Annotated in this window: 18 protein-coding genes; 10 read left to right on the top strand and 8 right to left on the bottom strand. The window is 49.7% G+C overall.

What is annotated here, in order from left to right; translation table 11 throughout:
- Window positions 1-31 precede the first annotated feature (31 nt).
- On the top strand, window positions 32-940 hold the full coding sequence (locus FDX24_RS03340) for a DMT family transporter (protein WP_061067947.1): 909 nt from the start codon (window positions 32-34) through the stop codon (window positions 938-940).
- A 35-nt stretch (window positions 941-975) separates the two neighbouring features.
- Here the strand turns inward: FDX24_RS03340 and FDX24_RS03345 are convergent, their stop codons facing one another.
- The 3 genes from FDX24_RS03345 to tehA form a co-directional block, all read right to left on the bottom strand.
- Window positions 976-1,647 carry a DUF3313 domain-containing protein gene (locus FDX24_RS03345; RefSeq protein ID WP_048211592.1) on the bottom strand — a complete coding sequence of 224 codons (672 nt, stop codon included), beginning with the start codon at window positions 1,645-1,647 and terminating at the stop codon, window positions 976-978.
- Between the two features lie 142 nt (window positions 1,648-1,789).
- The gene (gene tehB, locus FDX24_RS03350; RefSeq protein WP_061067948.1) at window positions 1,790-2,386 is read right to left on the bottom strand and encodes a tellurite resistance methyltransferase TehB; all 597 of its coding nucleotides are present in this window, start codon (window positions 2,384-2,386) and stop codon (window positions 1,790-1,792) included.
- On the bottom strand, window positions 2,386-3,387 hold the full coding sequence (gene tehA / locus FDX24_RS03355) for a dicarboxylate transporter/tellurite-resistance protein TehA (RefSeq protein ID WP_137363836.1): 1,002 nt from the start codon (window positions 3,385-3,387) through the stop codon (window positions 2,386-2,388). The genes tehB and tehA overlap by 1 nt, the downstream gene beginning before the upstream one ends.
- 113 nt (window positions 3,388-3,500) lie before the next feature.
- Between tehA and ydcK the strand changes: the two genes are divergently transcribed.
- A complete protein-coding gene (gene ydcK, locus FDX24_RS03360; protein WP_137363837.1) occupies window positions 3,501-4,481 on the top strand; it encodes a YdcK family protein in 981 nt (326 codons plus the stop codon).
- Here ydcK and rimL read toward each other — a convergent pair.
- A complete protein-coding gene (rimL, locus tag FDX24_RS03365; protein ID WP_061067951.1) occupies window positions 4,473-5,018 on the bottom strand; it encodes a 50S ribosomal protein L7/L12-serine acetyltransferase in 546 nt (181 codons plus the stop codon). The two genes, ydcK and rimL, sit on opposite strands and share 9 nt — an antisense overlap.
- Before the next feature lie 219 nt (window positions 5,019-5,237).
- Here rimL and alr point away from each other — a divergent pair, with 219 nt between their 5' ends.
- A complete protein-coding gene (gene alr, locus FDX24_RS03370) occupies window positions 5,238-6,464 on the top strand; it encodes an alanine racemase (protein WP_137363838.1) in 1,227 nt (408 codons plus the stop codon).
- 66 nt (window positions 6,465-6,530) lie between these two features.
- On the opposite strand, the gene FDX24_RS03375 is transcribed toward alr, so the two are convergent.
- The 4 genes from FDX24_RS03375 to FDX24_RS03390 form a co-directional block, all read right to left on the bottom strand.
- The gene (locus FDX24_RS03375) at window positions 6,531-6,755 is read right to left on the bottom strand and encodes a YdcH family protein (RefSeq protein ID WP_003020276.1); all 225 of its coding nucleotides are present in this window, start codon (window positions 6,753-6,755) and stop codon (window positions 6,531-6,533) included.
- 165 nt (window positions 6,756-6,920) lie between these two features.
- Window positions 6,921-8,576 carry a glucan biosynthesis protein D gene (locus FDX24_RS03380; RefSeq protein WP_048211586.1) on the bottom strand — a complete coding sequence of 552 codons (1,656 nt, stop codon included), beginning with the start codon at window positions 8,574-8,576 and terminating at the stop codon, window positions 6,921-6,923.
- Window positions 8,577-8,769: 193 nt separating this feature from the next.
- Window positions 8,770-10,113 (bottom strand): VOC family protein, encoded by a 1,344-nt coding sequence (locus FDX24_RS03385; RefSeq protein ID WP_048211585.1) that lies wholly within the window; start codon window positions 10,111-10,113, stop codon window positions 8,770-8,772.
- A gap of 123 nt (window positions 10,114-10,236) precedes the next feature.
- Window positions 10,237-11,139 carry a manganese-dependent inorganic pyrophosphatase gene (locus FDX24_RS03390; RefSeq protein ID WP_137363839.1) on the bottom strand — a complete coding sequence of 301 codons (903 nt, stop codon included), beginning with the start codon at window positions 11,137-11,139 and terminating at the stop codon, window positions 10,237-10,239.
- 230 nt (window positions 11,140-11,369) lie between these two features.
- On the opposite strand from FDX24_RS03390, the gene FDX24_RS03395 reads away from it, so the two are divergent.
- The 7 genes from FDX24_RS03395 (at window position 11,370) to FDX24_RS03425 (ending at window position 18,895) form a co-directional block, all read left to right on the top strand.
- Window positions 11,370-12,293 (top strand): LysR substrate-binding domain-containing protein, encoded by a 924-nt coding sequence (locus tag FDX24_RS03395; RefSeq protein ID WP_048211583.1) that lies wholly within the window; start codon window positions 11,370-11,372, stop codon window positions 12,291-12,293.
- Between the two features lie 387 nt (window positions 12,294-12,680).
- On the top strand, window positions 12,681-13,238 hold the full coding sequence (locus FDX24_RS03400; protein ID WP_137363840.1) for a fimbrial protein: 558 nt from the start codon (window positions 12,681-12,683) through the stop codon (window positions 13,236-13,238).
- Between the two features lie 86 nt (window positions 13,239-13,324).
- Window positions 13,325-14,047, top strand: coding sequence for a fimbria/pilus periplasmic chaperone (locus tag FDX24_RS03405; protein WP_115643366.1), 723 nt, complete (start codon window positions 13,325-13,327; stop codon window positions 14,045-14,047).
- 23 nt (window positions 14,048-14,070) lie between these two features.
- Entirely contained in the window at window positions 14,071-16,656 is a 2,586-nt protein-coding gene (locus FDX24_RS03410; RefSeq protein WP_137363841.1) for an outer membrane usher protein, read from the top strand.
- Between the two features lie 66 nt (window positions 16,657-16,722).
- Window positions 16,723-17,202 (top strand): fimbrial protein, encoded by a 480-nt coding sequence (locus FDX24_RS03415; RefSeq protein ID WP_225807909.1) that lies wholly within the window; start codon window positions 16,723-16,725, stop codon window positions 17,200-17,202.
- Between the two features lie 8 nt (window positions 17,203-17,210).
- On the top strand, window positions 17,211-17,798 hold the full coding sequence (locus FDX24_RS03420; protein ID WP_137363842.1) for a fimbrial protein: 588 nt from the start codon (window positions 17,211-17,213) through the stop codon (window positions 17,796-17,798).
- A 20-nt stretch (window positions 17,799-17,818) separates the two neighbouring features.
- Window positions 17,819-18,895, top strand: coding sequence for a pilus assembly protein FimA (locus FDX24_RS03425; RefSeq protein WP_252362804.1), 1,077 nt, complete (start codon window positions 17,819-17,821; stop codon window positions 18,893-18,895).
- Window positions 18,896-18,937 lie beyond the last annotated feature (42 nt).

Genomic DNA, 18,937 nt, shown 5'->3' on the forward strand with positions numbered 1-18,937 from the left:
GTGCGCTTAAATACAAAAATGAGAGAGATGTATGAACGCATTGTTGTACTGCCTGGTAGTCGTGATATGGGGAACGACATGGATTGCCATTTACCTGCAGCAAGGTCCGGTAGCTGCCCCGGTCTCTATCTTTTGGCGCTTTGCGGTCGCCAGTTCGGTGATGATCCTTCTCCTGCTGTTCAGCGGCAAATTGCGTAAGCTCTCCGGACGCGACCACCTGTTTTGTCTGTTACAGGGCGGGTGTGTTTTTTGCTTCAATTTCTGGTGTTTTTACACGGCCGCAGCGTGGATTAATACCGGTCTGGAGTCGGTAATTTTCTCGATGGCCGTGCTGTTCAATGCGGTGAATAGTTTTGTATTTTTTGGTCAAAAACCACCGATACGCTTTTATTTCGCCGCGGCGCTGGGGTTGACGGGTATCATCACCCTGTTCTGGCAGGATTTGGTCAATAGCGGCCTGAATCATACGCTGCTGTTGGGTATTGGTTTAAGCGCTCTGGGAACGTTTGGTTTTTCCCTGGGCAATATGATCAGCCTGCGCCATCAGAAAAAAGGGCTTGAAGTGATGACTACCAACAGCTGGGCCATGCTGTACGGTACCTTGCTAATTGCCATCATTGCACTGGTGCGCGAGGACAACTTCACGCCGCAGTGGACGTTCAGCTATCTTAGCGCGCTGTTATATCTGGCTATTTTTGGCTCGGTGATTGCTTTCGGCGCCTATTTCACACTGGTAGGACGCATCGGTCCGAGTAAGGCCGCCTACAGTACGTTACTTTTCCCGTTGGTCGCGCTGACGCTGTCAACATTGTATGAAGGATACGTCTGGCAGGTTAACGCAATTGCCGGATTAGTGCTGATTTTGCTGGGTAATCTGGTGATGTTTGCACGCCCGGAGGCGTTAGTGGGGAAACTGCTGTACCGTCGTCGGACGGCATAAAAAAAGCGCACCATCCAAAGATGGTGCGCTCTGCATTACTGTTTTTTGTTGACATCAAACATGGAGGCGTCTGTCGCCATGTCATCAACAACTTTCTTCAACGTTTCGAACGCCATCGGCGTACTTTCGTTGTTCAGGTCCTTGCCTTCACCCTGACGTACCACTTTAATCACCGGCTTATTGGTTGCCGCATCGATCAATTCACCTTCAAAATAGAGGTGAGTATCCATGGTGCGGTGACCTGTCGCCATTTGTGTCCCCGCTACGAGTAACGCAACCGGAACGACTTCATAGAACTGCAGCCCTTCCTTGCTGGTTGCGACACCGGTAATCGCGCCACGGAAAATCAGGCTGCGCGGGCCGGGGGTCGTCACCAGGGGTTTACGTTTACTAATGGCGGTTTTCATTTGCGTATTGGTATAGCTCAACAGTTTATCCAACACCTGTTGCCCAACCTGAGTCGTTGGTTTAGGAATCGGATAATAGGTTATCGGGTTATACACAATACTGTCATATTTGGACTCATTGAAGTTGGGATCAACCCAACGCAGCACAGGCTGTCCTGTTGCCGATTTCGTTTCCTTCAGGCCAGAGTAATCTTTTAAAAAACCTGAATATTTATCTGGCTGCGTGATTTTTGACGCACAGCCTGATAACGCCAGTAAACCCGTAAGCACTGCAACTTTAAATAAAGTTTGAGCACGCATGGAACGATCCCTTAGTATTTGCAGATATGCATCTGAAATAATAGCAAAAGGAAATCATTTTGGATGTGCGAAAAATGGTAAGCGCCGCACAATTTTATTTTTGCGCTCAGCACAAAAAATGCTGAACGCAGAGCGTGGGCCATCAGCCGATTTTGCGGGCCAGCATAGTCGCAAAACGCAGTTTAATGCGATTGCCGTTTTCGTCTGTACGATGCAGTTCCCCCACGTCTTCGTTATATTTCAGCAGCTCCCATCCGCGGTAATAGTTGCGTAATTCCCCCGCTTTAAACGCGAACGGGAAGCCAACTGTGCACGGGAAATCATCGGTATCCATCGCCGCAACGATTAAGTTATATCCACCCTGTTTCGTGCAACGTTGCATATTTTCGATAAGCCCCGGAATGGTTTTCGCTTCGAGGAACATCAGCACTACGGTAGACAGGATAAAGTCGTATTCACCATCAAAACTCAACGCATTAAGGTCCGCGACGCTTGCCTGCAGATTAGTCAACCCTTCGGCTGCTTTGATACGCTCAAGGTTAGCGATGCTCATGGGATTTTTATCCCATGCTGTCACATCATAGCCGTTTGCCGCAAGGTACAGGCTGTTTCGACCGTTACCGCAGCCCAGGTCTAACGTTTTGCCTGGCTTAACAATTTTCGCCGCTTCAACGACATCGGAATGCGTACGGGTTAGATCGTATTTCTCAGTAAAGTAGTTTTCGTCGCAAAGGGTCATTATTTATCCTCAGATTTCAGTAATGCAGCACGCTCCGTGCGGATGAGCAGTTTCCCCTGCATCAACAATGCAAACGTACGTACCAGTAATAATGCAATGATAACATTGGTAAAAATAAACAGAGGGATCGACAGCATATGAAAAAATCCTGATTCGCTGCCGTGTCCCAGATGCAGCCCCGTTGTCGCCAGGGCCGACACGCCGAACGAGAAGCTCCAGAAAGACGCATTAAACGGCTGAGACAGATACCACGGCATGAGGCGTAGCATAAACAGCAGCTGCAGCAGACCATAGCCAAACAGCATTTTGGCCAACGTATCGCCCTCGCCGCCGTTGACGCTAAGCCAGGCGCTGCAGGCGACCAGCGCAGGCGCCAGCTGAATGCCAAGCGAGGTACGTAATGCCGTTGGCAGCTCGCCGCAACTGCGTAAACGCTGCAGGATCACCGGCTCGAGGCTGAGCCAGGAAAATACCCCTGCGCCCAAAAACACCAGTCCTGCGTCGTTGAAACCCAGCGCACCACATGCCATTGCGCTAATAAAGTTATTGGCGACAGTCGGCAAATACAGCCCCGGTGTGGTGGCTTCTTCTGGGTGATCTCCGCGCCATAATCCTGCCGTTTGCCAGGCCGCGTACGCCAGTTGGATAACGACCCCAATGCTGAACAAGCCAAGCGCCAGCGGTCGATACCACGGGACAAAACCAATCGCGACCAGCATCGTTGTGGCCGGAAACAGACTGACAAAACTGCTCATCACCGGATGACGAATTTCCGCCAGTACGCTATGAGGAAAACGCAGTAAACGACTAATAAAGGCCAGCGTCAACAATCCCCAGATGACCATCGCAAGGATCACTAAACCGTCGCCAATCCAGTGGCTTACAGGCCATACCTGGCTGGCATATCGCCACGCGAACCCCATCCCGATGATGCCCAGTACCATGCCAAAATAACCGGCCGGAAGATTGAGGACTCGCTCACTTTGCTTGTTCTTACTCATTTTGTTTATTTTTTAAAGTATATTTGAAATGCATTTTATGGAATTTCCACGAATTTAGCCAGTGCGGAAAACTTTGCTACGTTTAACTAAGGTGCGCAACATGGAAATGAGCTATGACCAAATATCGTCTGGGCGATGAACCTCGCGCCTTTAGTTACCAGGATAATGGCAATAAAAAGAGCGTATTACTACGCCAGATAATTGCACTCATTGATTTTAATGATGTTAAAGCCGGTACGCTCGGTGGCTGGATTGATGATGAAAGCGTGCTATCGCAAAGTGGCGATTGCTGGATTTACGATGAGAACGCGATGGCATTTGCGGGGGCAACCATTTCTGGAAATGCTCGCATTACGCAGGCCAGCGTGGTCAGAGATGGCGCACAGATTGGCGGTGCCGTATGGATAGATCGGGCTGAAATTAGCCATGGCGCGCAAATACGTGACAACGTCACCATTCAAAATTCTGTTGTACGTGGCGAATGTTTTTTGTCGGGCGATGCACGTGTTCTGGGAGGCTCCGAAGTCATCGCCGCCAAAGGGTTAACCCGTGAAAGTGACCAGCCCCTACAAATATATGATCGCGCAACCGTAAACCATTCACGCATTGTGCATCAGGTGCAGATCTATGGCGATGCAACCATTGACTACGCTTTTATTGAACATCGCGCCGAGGTTTTTGATTGTGCCCGCATCGAGGGTAATGAGGAAAATAACGTTTGGATCTGCGATTGTGCGAAGGTATACGGCAACGCCCGCATCATCGCTGGTACCGATGAAGATGCGATACCGACCCTGCGCTATAGCTCCCAGGTGGCTGAGCATGCGGTGGTTGAAGGTAACTGTATCCTGAAACACCATGTGCTGGTCGGGGGGCATGCAAAATTACGCGGCGGGCCACTCTTGCTGGATGGACACATCCTGATTGAAGGCCACGCCTGTATTCTGGGTGAAGTGCTGATCGAGCATCATATTGAGATAACCGGTCAGGCCCACGTTGAAGCCTTTGATGGTGATGCAATCCATCTGCGCGGGCCAAAAGTGATCAACGGCGAACAGCGTATTACGCGCACCCCCCTCGCCGGTTTATTCTGAAACGCTATCAATGATACGGGCATAGAGATTCACATCATGATAACCATCATTGAGAAACTCTGCCTGCTTTAAACACCCTTCCAGCTGAAAACCGTTGCGCAGCGCCACCTGGTTACTTTCCAGGTTATCGACGCGGCATTTAATAATGAACCGACGGATCTCGCCACGCTGAGCATAATGATGAATCAGTGCCTGTAGCGACCGGGACATAATACCCTGTCCCTGATGAACTTCATCCAACCAGTAGCCAATGTAAGCCGCTTTATTCAGCGGTTCTATTTGGTTAAATGAAATAACGCCAACCACTTCACCTTGTTTGAAGATAAGGAACATTTTGGCGTAGCCACGCTGGTGCAACATCATATTCCCCTGCACATTCTTACGCGTATCGTCCTCAGATTCGACAAGCTGCGGCCAATTCAGCGACCGCTGGAGCCACACTTTATTTTTGAGCACCAGTCGATGCAAAGGCGTGACGTGTTGTTCTTCTACTGCCCGCAGTTCCAGCGTGTCACTGACGGTAATAATTTCTGGCATGTTTATCTCCTTGGCGATTGTAAACGGGGGATTTCTGACTGGCAGTAGCCGATATTAATCTGCTTAGCGCCGTGGATGTCATATTTTTATGCTGTAACAGCAATAACTTAGAAACAATCTCTGGCGCGGAAGCCGTTACTCTGGATGTCCGGTTATCCCATGCCTGGATAGGCCGTAATGATGACAACAACACTTTCATTCTATTGCTAAGGAGCAAGCATGGCAGCACCTTTGGGTCGTTTAGCACTTATTCCGCTTTTACTGATTACCGCCTGTCACCAACCCGTCCCCACCACGCAAGCGGGTCCTGTCCCCTTTGCCGTTAACAAACAACCGGTTGTAGATAATACCACGCTGGAAATTTCCCGTAGCGCGCTGGAATATAACATTCATAAGGTTCAGCAGCTGCTGGGAGACAAAACCCGGATGTGCGCCATTCTTAAAGGCGATGCGTATGGCCACGATCTCTCACTGGTTACGCCGGTGATGATGCAAAACGGTGTGCAGTGTATTGGCATCGCCAGCAACGAGGAGATTAGCATTGTTCGTCAGTCAGGCTATACATCGCAGCTGATGCGCGTTCGCAACGCGACGGAAAAAGAGATGCGCCAGGCGGCGGATTTTGATACCGAAGAGCTGATTGGCAATCTGGATATGGCTAAACGTCTGAGTGCAATTGCCCAGGAGAAAGGGAAAACGATTCGTATCCATCTGGCCCTGAACTCTGGCGGTATGTCACGAAACGGTCTGGAAGTCAGCACCGCGGCAGGTCTGGAAGAGGCCCGCGCCATTTCCACGTTACCCGGTCTGAAAATTGTTGGCATCATGTCACATTTCCCGGAAGAAGATGCGGCGGTGGTTAAACGCGATCTGGCCCGTTTCAATACGCAATCGGCCCAGGTACTCAAAATTACCGGGCTTAAGCGCGAAGATGTCACCCTGCATGTCGCGAATACGTTCGCCACCCTGACCGTTCCTGAATCCTGGCTCGACATGGTGCGTGTTGGCGGTATTTTTTATGGCGATACCATTGCCAGCACCGAATACAAACGCGTCATGACGTTTAAATCCGCAATCGCGTCGGTAAACCATTACCCTAAAGGAAATACCGTCGGCTATGACAGAACCTATACCCTTAAACGTAATTCCGTTCTTGCCAATATTCCGACGGGTTATGCTGATGGCTATCGTCGCGTGTTCAGTAACGTGGGGCACGTATTGATCCACGGCCAGCGGGTTCCTGTACTGGGTAAAACATCCATGAATACCGTGATTGTTGATGTGACCGATCTACCGCAGGTTGCCTCCGGCGATGAAGTGGTGTTATTCGGTAAACAGGGAAATGCGCAGGTGAACGCAGAAGAAGTCGAAGAAATTAGCGGCGCGCTGTTCACTGAAATGTCGATCCTATGGGGGGCGACAAACAAACGCGTGATGGTCGATTAACGCCTAAAACAGGAAGGGCTTCCTTTTCTCGCTGGAAGCCCTTTTACACAGTGAGCACAGTACTATTTAGCTCTCACTGACACTCTCTCTTTGCAAAATCTTGAGCAAATCTTCCTTCAGGTGAAGTTTCTGTTTCTTAAGACGAACAATGTCCAAACTGTATCCCCGACCATCCGAACCTTCCAGTCTGGAAATCTCATGATCAAGGCTGTTGTGTTTTTCGAATAAGGACAGAAAACGAGGATTCTCGGATTTCAGTCGGGAAATAAGGTCTCTGTATTCTGGAAACATACTTTCTCCCTGTTAGTGGACAAGAACGTGTATAAGAAATACACACCTTCAGCTTATCGGTTTGAGTCAGGGAAAAATGCGAGCAGGATCGAGTAAATAGTGTACAGAATTTTTTAAGAAAATGACGAACATGGCTCCCCGTCAGGAGAGCCATAACGGTGAGGATCAACGCATTTCGCGGTCGTCAACGTACTGACGTTTATCCGGCGCTGGCGGGAAGTACTGATACAGCCAGGTTTCACTGATGGCGTCGCCCTGACAACGCAGGAACATACGCATATCTACCGGATCGGTTGAGTCAGAAGTCGGATACCAGTCAAACTGAATGCGGTAGCCGTCGATAGGTTCAACGTAGAGGATCTCAATCTGTTTCGCTTCACCACTCGAAAGCGTAATTACCGGTTCAATACCTTTCGGCGCGGCGGCTTTTAAATCTCCACCAACGAAATCAACGGCAAAACGTCGTGCCCATTTTTCCGGGTAGTGCTCGCCCGGCGCCCATCCTTCCGGGAAGCCGCCCATACCTGTACGGGTCGCCATCACGCGCGCCAGCGGAGAGCGCACCGGCGGCTGAGCGCTCCAGTACAGGCGATATTTGAATTCCAGTTCATCGCCGGCTTTGATCTTCTTCTCCGGCTGCCAGAAGCAGACGACGTTATCCAGCGTTTCACCAGTCGTCGGGATCTCCATTAAGCCAATGGTTCCCTTGCCCCACTGGTTACGTGGCTCGACCCACAGGCTGGGGCGCTTGTTGTACCAACCCATAATGTCCTGATAGTGGGAGAAGTCACGATCCAACTGCAGCAGGCCAAATCCGCGCGGGTTGTTATCGGTATAGGCATTAAACTGCAGTTTTTGCGGGTTATTCAGCGGACGGCAGATCCACTCGCCATTGCCTCGCCACATCGCCAGACGGTCGGAGTCATGAATTTGCGGGTGAATGGTGTCACACATCCGGCGTTCATTGTTACCACAGCTGAACATGCTGGTCATCGGCGCAATACCGAGTTGCTTGATGTCTTTACGTGCATAGACATGATTCTGTACATCCATGATCACCTGCGTTTTCTCACAGTGGATCACAAACTTAAACGCGCCGGTCACGCTTGGGCTATCGAGCAGTGCATAAACAGTAAATGAAGTGGCGCCCGGTTTAACCGTTTCGAACCAGAATGCGGTGAAGTCCGGGAACTCTTCTTTGCTGTCGGTATACGTATCAACCGCCAGACCGCGGGCCGACAAACCGTACTGATAGGTGTCATCTACGGCGCGAAAATAGCTGGCACCGAGGAAAGACACGACATCGCGACGAGCCAGTTCAGGCGCTTTGAACACGCGGAAACCGGCGAAACCGAGATCGGTTTGCCCTTCCAGCTGTTTGGTATCCACACCGGCATCGTTGTACTTGAAAAGCTCCGGGCGGAAGTGGATCTCACGCGCCATATGCGTACTGTCATCAACCGAGTACATGCGTACGCGGCGACGGAAGCCCATTCCCACATGGAAGAACTGCGCGTCAAGTTGACGATTTTCAACGTTGTTCCACAGTGACTGTTCTGCGTCGTACTGAATACTGTTGTAAGCCTGCGGCGTCAGTTTAGCCAGCGTATCCGGCAATGCGCGCGGCGCGCCGCCCCAGGGTTTCTGTGCTAAATCATGGGCCATCGATTGCAGAACGGAAAAATCAAAACGTACGGTTTTTCCGTCTGCAATGTCAGACTCTGCCGCATAGGCGGCGCGGGAAAAGAGTGATGCAATACCACTGGTTCCGCACACGGCGGCCACTGCCATTGAACCTTTAATAAATCGTCTGCGATTCATGCCTGAAAGTGAGTCCTTCTGGTCGTGTAAATGGTCCCGCGCCGGTCAAAATCTGCGGCAAGAGAGTGCACATTTCTGACCGCTCACTCTAGACAAAATTCATTAATAATCCAATTGTTGGTCGACGATTATCTGTACAAAATCGAAAATATTTTATGTCGATGAGAACAGGCCGAATCCCGTGTAAATTCAGTTAAAGTAAACCACACCGCCGTTTACTACGTTCTTCTGCCTCCTGATACAACGCAAACTCATCATATACTGCACAGCCCAGCGCCTGTTCAAAGGCATCGCGGCTGGAATTACCGTGGCTGCGCGCCTGCGTTTCATTACCCAGATTAGACTGGAAAATCCCTGCGGCGCTCACGGGCAAAAAATCCTCGTAGGTGATGGGTTGCGCAACCAGCCACCCTCGCTCAATGAGCGGCTGCGGGTCGTCATCCGGACGGATAGCCTGCCGATGCGCCTCGCCCGACGGCGTCAGGCGATAACGGAACCAGGCAAGCCCTTGCTGGCGCAACAGAAACTCGCTGTCCGGGAACGCCTTAAACACGTCCTGAAGATGCAACTGGTGCGTCAGGTTATCTTTCCCCGTCCCCGCTTTACTCAACAGTTCGTCATACAACGCCCGGCCCTTTGGCGTCAGCGCCACACCACGTTGCTCGATTTCGCCAAAACGAGCTGTGTGAGTTCCACGCATTTCGCCGGCAAACAACACCGGTTCTTCCAGCGCCTTAAAGCTGGTCTGGCGCAGCAAGATAGGCACCTCGCGCCGTGGTGGGCCTTCAATGAGAATTTTCGGTGCAATACCGCACTCCGGCATCATCGACTGCACCCGATCGATATCCAAGGTACGCGGCGTCAGATGGTTGATATGACAACCAGGGAAGCACACCACATCGGCAATCAGTCGATGCTCGTTATGCAAGGCATGATACGTTTGTTCATCTACGGTGGCGTGTTGATGCCAACGGAATGTTTCCAGTGCCTCATGCACAAATTCCTGAGCTTGTGCGGGTGTGAAACTACCCTGTGCATCAAACTCATCCAGCAGTTCGTGACAACGACGCGTGAAAATATCACGCTTTGCAAGGATCTCCGCTGCCTGCTGGCGCAACACCGCGTTCTCGATTAATTCGAGGCGTAATAACGAGGTAAATACCCGGAACGGGTTGCGCGAAAGCGAAGCATCGTCGATGGGACGAAACGCCGTGGAATGGACTGGGACGCCGGCCTGGGAGAGATCGTAATAGCTAACCGGATACATCCCCATAATGGCAAACATCCGCCGCAGTGTAGACAACTCCTGCGCAGTACCGACCCGAATTGCCCCATGGCGTTCAACATTGAGCCGTGCCAGTTCATCCGCATTGGCCAGTTTTTCATGCAGCGTCGGATTATTTTCCAGTACCGCCAGATTCACATCAGCGACAAGTTCCAGCAACGTGCCATACTGCGGGACTTCCTGCTGGTACATTGCTGACATTGCCTGCGAAAATTGTTCCCGAATCTCATCAGCCGTGATGGTGTTCGCCATAATGTCATGCCTCCAGTGAATATTACCTGGAGTGTAGAAAACGCCGCTGAGTCCGGTGGGAAGAATTTACAAACTGTGATCCCGCATAAATTCCCCCCACCCACAAAGGCAGTGAACTGAAGCTTACTGACGCGGTTTTAACTGACGTTCCAGCCATGGCAACATCTGTTTTTTACGACTGAGCATGCCTTCGACCTTGCAGGGTTGCGGTAACTCTGACAACTCAGATCCAGCGAACCACAGGCTGGTATCGCCAAGATTGATGTCCGTCAGCATCAGTACCACCAGCGCAGCCTGATTTTCCTCAGCATAACGGGTCATCTCCTCGCGGAGATCGTCCAGCATACCGTCAACCTGGCGCAATGCATACAGCTCGAGTTGCGCCACGCAGACTTTATGCCCATGAATGGTGAACGTTTTAATGTCTTTATGCAGCAGCTCACGGGCACTCATGTCTTCGACGCTGGTTTTGGCCGACAACAGATCACGGCTAAAAGCGTCCAGATCCACACCCGTTTTTTGGGCCAGAGCCCCCACCGCCTGGCTGTCATCCGGTGTAGTAGTCGGCGAGCGAAGCGTGACAGTGTCACTTAAAATAGCCCCCAGTAGCAAAAAAGCCTCCGCAGTCGACAGCTGACTGCGCTCGTCATCCGCCATCAGTTGCCACAACAACGTCGCACTGCTGCCAACAGGTTTGACCCAGACCTCTGGAGGAAGACGAGTCACTAATCCGCCGAGTCGATGATGGTCGATGATACCAACGACATTGCTCTCAGACAGCGATTCCGGCCCCTGTGTCGGTTCGGTGAAATCTACCACCCAAACATCCTGATCGGTCAGCGGAAACGTGAGTCGTTCGGGCATGTCCAGTCCTGCATGCGCAAAGATAAATTGCGTTTCGCGGTTCGGTTCGCCCAGACGCCATGCCGTCGCCTGCTGGCCGCGTAACGTAAGCCAGCGAGCTGTCATTGCCGCGGTGCAAATGGCATCGCTATCGGGGTTAAGGTGCCCTATTACATGGATCATGGTCAGTGCCTTGTGATGATGGATGATTAAAAAGCGAACAATTGTCCGAGTATAACGACTGGCTACATTCCCTTCCATGATCCCACTACGCGGTCATGCTGTACAAAACATAAGCAAAATAAATCAGTTGTAAGTAAAACGCGTTAAATGTTAATAATATTTTGCTATCAAGTTATCAAAAACAAACAACTTCACTTGTCACCAATACGGCTCTGTTTTTAACATCGCTTATGGAAAAAAATGTTCTGTTCAATCAGCGCATTCGCTTGCGCCATCTTCATACTTTTGTCGCCGTTGCCCAACAGGGAACGTTGGGACGTGCGGCCGAAACCCTTAACCTGAGTCAACCAGCCCTCTCCAAAACACTGAACGAACTGGAGCAACTGACCGGAACCCGACTCTTTGAACGCGGTCGCCTTGGTGCACAATTAACGTTGCCCGGCGAGCAGTTTCTTACCCATGCGGTAAGAGTGCTTGATGCACTCAACACTGCCGGGCAGGCATTAAATCATCGTGAAGAATCTCAGAATGATGTCGTGCGTATTGGTGCCTTGCCAACAGCTGCGTTGGGTATTCTTCCGGCGGTAATCGGTCCGTTCCATAAGCAGCAAATGGAGACTACTCTGCAAGTTGCCACCATGAGTAATCCCATGATACTGGCCGGTTTAAAATCCGGGGAGATCGACCTCGGTATTGGCCGTATGGCCGATCCGGAATTGATGGTCGGTCTGAACTACGAACTGTTATTTCTGGAATCACTCAAACTGGTCGTGCGTCCTAACCATCCATTGTTACAGGAAACCATCACACTGAGCCGGGTGATTGAGTGGCCAGTGGTGGTTTCGCCGAAAGGAACCGCCCCTCGCCAGCATGCTGAGGCATTGTTGCAAAGTCAGGGCTGTAAAATGCCGCCGGGTTGTATTGAAACGCTGTCAGCATCGCTCTCCCGTCAACTGACAGTTGATTACGACTATGTGTGGTTTGTCCCTTCAGGCGCGGTTAGAGAAGATCTGCGCCAGGCAACGCTGGTGTCATTGCCAATTCCCACCCACGGTGCGGGTGAACCCATCGGTATTCTTACTCGTGTCGATGTGCAACTCTCTCAGGCCGCCCAGATCCTTATCGCCGCAATACGCAAAACAGTACCTGTTTAATCGTATTGATGATTGGGTCTGTTATTACCGGCAGGCCCACCCCATGTAAATGTTCAATATATGGACGGTAAAACCGTCATAAAACACAGCTAAAAGCGTATTTTTCCTTACAAGTAAATTAAGCAATGCTTATTATTGATGATATCTCTGTCGAATAATGGCGGATGAAATTCTCTACACAAACGTACATCTATAAATTTTCTTTTAGAATTCAATGAGGAATAAAAAATCAATCTAATTAATTTAATACCATATTACATTAAATAATTAGCTATTGCCCCTAATCTAAATCTTAAAAAAAACCAACTACAACTTCACCTGCTATCCAGTCAGAATCTCGGGATATATAATGTCTTCGCTATTTAATTTGTTATTAAGGAAAATAACGTGAAATTTGTTAATTGTTTAAGTGCAGCAGCGCTTCTGATCGCAGGGGCTGCTTTTCAGGCCCAGGCGGCTGGTTCTGACTCTGCAAACATTGACTTTGCAGGAAACATTACATCATCAACCTGTGATGTCAGTATTGATGGTATTTCTGCTTCCAAAGAAGTCAAACTGCCAGACATCACCGTTTCTGCGATGCAAGCGGCTGTCAGCAGTCCTGCGATGAAAACCAAATTTCAGATCACCGTTAAGAACTGCGCCACTGAACCAGCAGGCGGTAAAGTAAAAGGCCAATTTTCAACAACCGGTAATTACAACAGCACCAGCAAAGCATTGTTAAACGCTGCAACAGGAGATAAAGATGCGGGTTTCCAGGTAGAAGATACCGCAACCAGTACTATTATCGATTTTACATCAGCCACACCGCAATCTGAAGCCACTTACGATACCACCAACGGTGCAGAATTTAATTACACCGTCGGTTATATCTATTCAGGTTCTGGCACGCCGACCGTTGGTGTAGTGAAAGCGAATACCACCTTTGTAACAACCTACCCCTAACAAGCTGTGTAAGGTCAAGAATAGTTAATAACTCTGCTGCAACTTTTAATTCAAGGTTGCAGCTATTTAACCAAGATATAAATGATATGAATCTACAAAATACATTCAGAATAATTATATTTTCTACCACTATCTCTTTTAGCTATTCGTCAGTCGCCAGCATAGTGATTAACGCTACCCGTGTCATTTACCCTTCCGACGCGAAAGAGGCGCTCATTAAAATGGTGAATCAGGGGCAACAACCTTTATTAGTCCAGTCCTGGTTAGACGATGGTCATGAAGATGTTGATCCGCAAACCTTAAACGTCCCTTTTATCGCCTCCCCCCCGGTAAGTCGGGTCGATCCTAAACAGGGATTGACCGTACGCTTAAACTGGGACGGTCAACCGTTACCTACCGATCGTGAAAGCGTGTATTGGTTTAATGCACTTGAAATCCCCGGCAAAAATAAAGATGCCGCTAAATCGAATCAACTGCAGATCGCGCTGAAAACCCGCATCAAAGTATTTTATCGCCCGGCATCCCTTCCAGGTTCGGCGGATGACGCAATCCAACATCTGAAATGGAGCCTTGCTAACCAAGGTAAACAAGTTTGGGCGACGGCGAAAAATGACTCTCCTTATTTTGTTTCGCTTGTTGGCGCTAACATCACTTCCGGAGGGAAAAAATACAAAATTGAGCCCGACATGGTCGCCCCTTTTTCCAGCGCCAGCTATGAAGTGAAAACGCTCACCACTCCTCGGCTAGAATCCGTTTCATGGACAGCCGTCAATGATTACGGGGCTAACGTTGACGTAACGGATAAATAAAGAACACGTGCAAGGATTGCTCTATGTCGATGTCAAAACACCGGTTAGCGACCTCAGTATGGGTATTACTGACTATTTGTCAGACAGGATTTGCTGACGATAATTACATTGAGTTCAACGATGACTTTATCTTCAGCAATGCAGGTAAAAAATCGACAATCGACGTGTCACAATATGCGCGCGGCAACCCGGTGAAACCCGGTATTTATACCGTCTCCGTTTGGATTAACGGTGAGCAACAGCAAACTGCAAAGATCCAGTTTATTGACAACCACACCCCGAACGCGTCTCCCTGCCTGACTCGTGAGGTGCTCGATGAAGCAAACGTTGATGTAAGCAAACTCCCCACGGCAGATGCGGACGAAGGTGAATCGCAATGCTATATACTGGCGGATTATTACCCCTCATCCAGCGTGAGTTACGATCCTAATTCACAGATCCTGATGCTCACAATTCCGCAGCTGTTTCTCGTCAGCCACCCTGCGGGTTATGTCAACCCCGCACGTTGGGATGCCGGTATTCCTGCTGCAATACTGAACTGGAGCTTCAGCGGCTATCACAGTGAAAACGACGGTAGCGCTTCTGACAGTGGTTATCTGGGGCTCGGCTATGGTCTCAATTTGGGAGCATGGCGGTTACGTTCCAGCGGCGCGCTGAACTGGGCAAAAGACGATAGCACGACCTGGGACAACTACGACCTCTATTTGGCACGCGATTTACCCCCTATCCGGGCACAAATGGAACTGGGTCAGGTCACCTCTCGCAGCGAAGTACTGGATAGTATCGGCATTAAAGGCATACATCTGTATAACGACAAACGTATGGATCCACATGACGGTCGCTACGTTCCCGTCATCAACGGCGTGGCTAACAGTAATGCCAAAATTACCGTACGACAGCAGTCTCGCATCATCTATGAAACCACCGTTCCCCCAGGTCCTTTTGCCCTGAAAGATTATTATGTGGCAATCAACGGCGCTGACCTTGACGTTACCGTGGAAGAAGCTGATGGGTCAAAACGGTTATTCACCGTACCGTACGCCTCTGTTGCTCAGTTAATGACCAAAGGTGAAGTTGACTGGGATTTTGCCGTTGGGACATTAGACAACGATGGCAACAGCGATTCTCCCTGGGTGCTCACCACTAACGGTAATTATGGACTGAGCGATATTTTCACGCTGTATGGCGGCATACAATCAATGGAAGAAGACTATCTGGCGGGGATGCTGGGTCTGGCGATGAATACGCGTCTTGGTGCTATCGCAGTCGATGTTATCCACTCTCGCGCTTCACTTGAAGATATTGGCGCTCTGCAGGGGCAGAGTTACCGTGTAAGCTACAGTAATGTGCTGGACGCAACACAGACCAATTTCAGCTTTAGCGCCTATCGATACAGCACCAAAGATTACCTCTCGCTTAATGACGTCATCTCTTTGCAAAATAGCATCGATAGTTATAGCGACGATCACGATACTAACCGTAACGATGCGTATCGCAACAGCTACAGCCATTCCAAGAATGAGCTTCAGGCTAACGTCAATCAACCGATCAACCTTAACGGTGAAGATTACGGTTCATTTTATCTCAGCGGCACCTGGACGAGTTACTGGGGTAGCTCAGACAAAACGTCTCAGTATTCGCTGGGCTACAGCAATACTTTCCGCTCCATCTCGTGGAATATCTCGCTGCAGCGCAGTTATAACGAATGGGGCGATGAAGATGACAGCCTGTACGTTGGGTTGAGTATTCCTTTTGGTAGCAACGCTCAAAACGATCAACCAGCATTCTCCAGTCTGAACCTCAGCGCCAATAGCGACTTTAGCGGCAACAACGGTTTCACCAGTACGGCCAGCGGCAACAGTAGCAACAATAAATGGAACTACAGCCTCAGCACCACCGCTAACCAGGCCAGCCAGGGAGAAGACACCTATTCCGTCAGCGGATATTCCACTTATAACGGCGCGCATGGATCGACCAGCGTTTCCGCTACAGTCGATAAAAATCATAACCAGCAGTATTCCCTAAACAATAACGGCGGTGTGCTGTTACACAGCGGTGGATTGACGCTCTTACCGGGTAATGTCAACGCACAAAGCGCCATAGCCCTTATTGAAGCGCAAGGTGCAGATGGCGCGACCACCACCAATGGGTATGGTGAGATTGACAGTGCCGGATACGCAGTTGCCACCAGTCTTTCACCTTATGCCGAGAATACCGTCGGACTGGATCTCAGCACCATCAAGGCGGACGTCGAAGTGAAAAATACCTCCGCCGCCGTGGTTCCGCGCGATGGTGCCGTGGTGAAAGTCACCTTCGCCACCCAGCAAGGTCAATCGGTGTTTGTCACGCTCAGACGTAGTGATAACAGTTTCATTCCATTGGGCGCGAACATTCTCAATGAGCAGGGAAAATCCGTTGGCGCAATGGGTCAGGCGGGCCGCGCCTTTTTACGCGGGATCGAACAACGTGGCAGCCTGAAGGTTATTTGGGGGAGCGACGCGGCAAGCTACTGCGATGTGACCTACCAGATCCCTGACGCGCCCGCGATGATCGGAAAATCAATTCATCTGGAGACGTTAGTTTGCCAGATGCCAGGAGCCGGAAAGTAGCTTATGCGCCAGGTAATGCTTGTTTCTTTTCTATTATGCAGCCCGCATCTCTTTGCGGCGGATGTCGTGGTTAACTTTAAGGCCAATTTGCTTGCTATGACCTGCACCGTCAATATTGTTGTTGGTTCAAGCAAAGCGGTGAACCAAACCATCGATTTTGGTGTATTAACCCGCGCAGAACTTGAGGCTCAGGGCGCTAACACGCTGAAAGATTTTTCGTTGCAGTACAGCAACTGCACGATCGGCTCCAGTACAAACCAGACAGTGACCTGGATGAAAACGGGAATTAAGGCCTCATCTGTCTACAGCGGTTATCCAACCGAACTCAAGGGTGGGGATAACGGGGCAGCAGCGGTTTTGTATCGTTCTGGCTCCCCAAACTCTCTGTTGGTTCTCAATAGTAGTACTCCGCTTGACTGGACCTCGACTGAGCGCACCAATAAAGCCCTGAATCTGGTCTTATCTCTGCGTCCGACGTCTTATGCAACCTCTGCGACAAGTGGCACCTTCAACGGTTCGTTGACGTTCACTACCACCTATCAGTAGGAGCCACCATGAAATTTATCCCAACAGTCTTATTGCTGATATCCACACCGCTATGGGCCGCAATCAGTACCAATACAAATGTATTAACGGTTAAGGCGGAGCTGGTTACCGGTAGCTGTTATATTGCCGCTTCTGATATGGATTTAGGTGACCTGGACGCAAGCGAATTCTCTGCGGGTGGCGCATGGGCGGATTTATCTGCCACTGCGCAGGGAAACGTAACCTTAGCAGGGCAAATGCTTACTCTGAGCTGCGACTCAGGGTCCGTTGCCAAATCTCTGGTAATGAGCATCAAACCGCAAAAGGCGCAGCTAACCGGTAACCAGATCTTCCCTAATGAATATGCAGGGCCAACAGGGCGAGTTAAATCAACAACCGCAGCAGGTAATGTTGGCGTTGTCGCTTTTTTTGACGGAAAAAATGTTTTAAATAAAGACAATACTTCCGAAGTTATTATCGATAGTAACTATATTGGTACCGATGACAATAAGGTCCTTCCTATCCTGCGCGCCCGCTTCCAGAAAATAGATTCATCAAAACCGGTCACTCCAGGTGGAGTATTAAGTCAGGTGCAAATCAGCGTGAGCTACAAATAATGGATAAATGGCAGGTTAATATGAGTACGATGATTTCACGATCAATTTCTTTTGTGGCATTATTGCTGAGCGGAATTTATTCATATCAGGTGCAGGCCAAGGAGTGTTATTTTGAAACAATTAATACCAGCACGGTGAGCGCGGGAACGTTAGTCGTTAATAGTTATAACCCATCCAGTACAACACCCGTGCTATTGGGGACATTAAGTGCAGGAAAGTATGGTAACTTAGTCTGTAATGCTGGTAATGATGGTTCTGATTTTTATGGAATGACCACAGTAACAAGCGGTACGCAATCAGATAGTTATACCAGTACCAGCGGTAGTACAAAATATAGCTACAATAGAGTTTTTTTTCCAACGAGCATACCCGGAATATATTATAACATTTACATAGCCAATTCTATTAATGCTAATTATACAGCTTATATTCCGTCTAATACGAGTTGGACACGCGAAATCGACAATGCTGCGGATTTAGATTTTCCTGTTGGATTATACATCGAAGTTTGGCAACGTGGGGTGGTTTCCTCAATAGGGAATGGTGAAGCGCATCCGGTCATAAATGGTGAAGTAGGCAGGTTTAAAGCAGGGGATGGAAATGTAACCAGTCAACAGATTGTCGCCACAGTAAACGCGTCTTCATTCACCGTAAAATTCGCCGCGCCAACCTGTAACCTATCCGTTTCCCCCACCACCATCGACTTTGGCGATGTGGGTAATGACAAACCACGAAAAACCTTCACCCTGGAAAATAGCAACTGCGTTAATGCTTCAGGGGTTACCCTTAAACTGACGTCGACCAAAGCGGCTTATGATAATAGCGGGTTGTCTATTCTCGCCAATACCACGACAGGCACCTCAGCAGCGGGCGGACGGGGAGTGGCGGTTTCTTACGAGGGATCGTCCCGGCAATATCTGTCGGCGAATGACACAAATTCTTCAGTGTCCATCGACTTTGGTTCCATCGTAACGGCGAAAGATATCACCATGGCCGGATTACTCACATGTACCTCCGCCAGCAACAACAGTACCTGTGACGACTACACCCCCGGAGCCTTCACCGCCGTAGGCACCCTCAGCGCGACGTACAAATAAATAAGAAATCCGGTAATACAAAGAATCGTATTACCGGATGAC

The organism is Citrobacter sp. wls716 (assembly GCF_005280975.1).
Lineage (GTDB): Bacteria > Pseudomonadota > Gammaproteobacteria > Enterobacterales > Enterobacteriaceae > Citrobacter > Citrobacter youngae.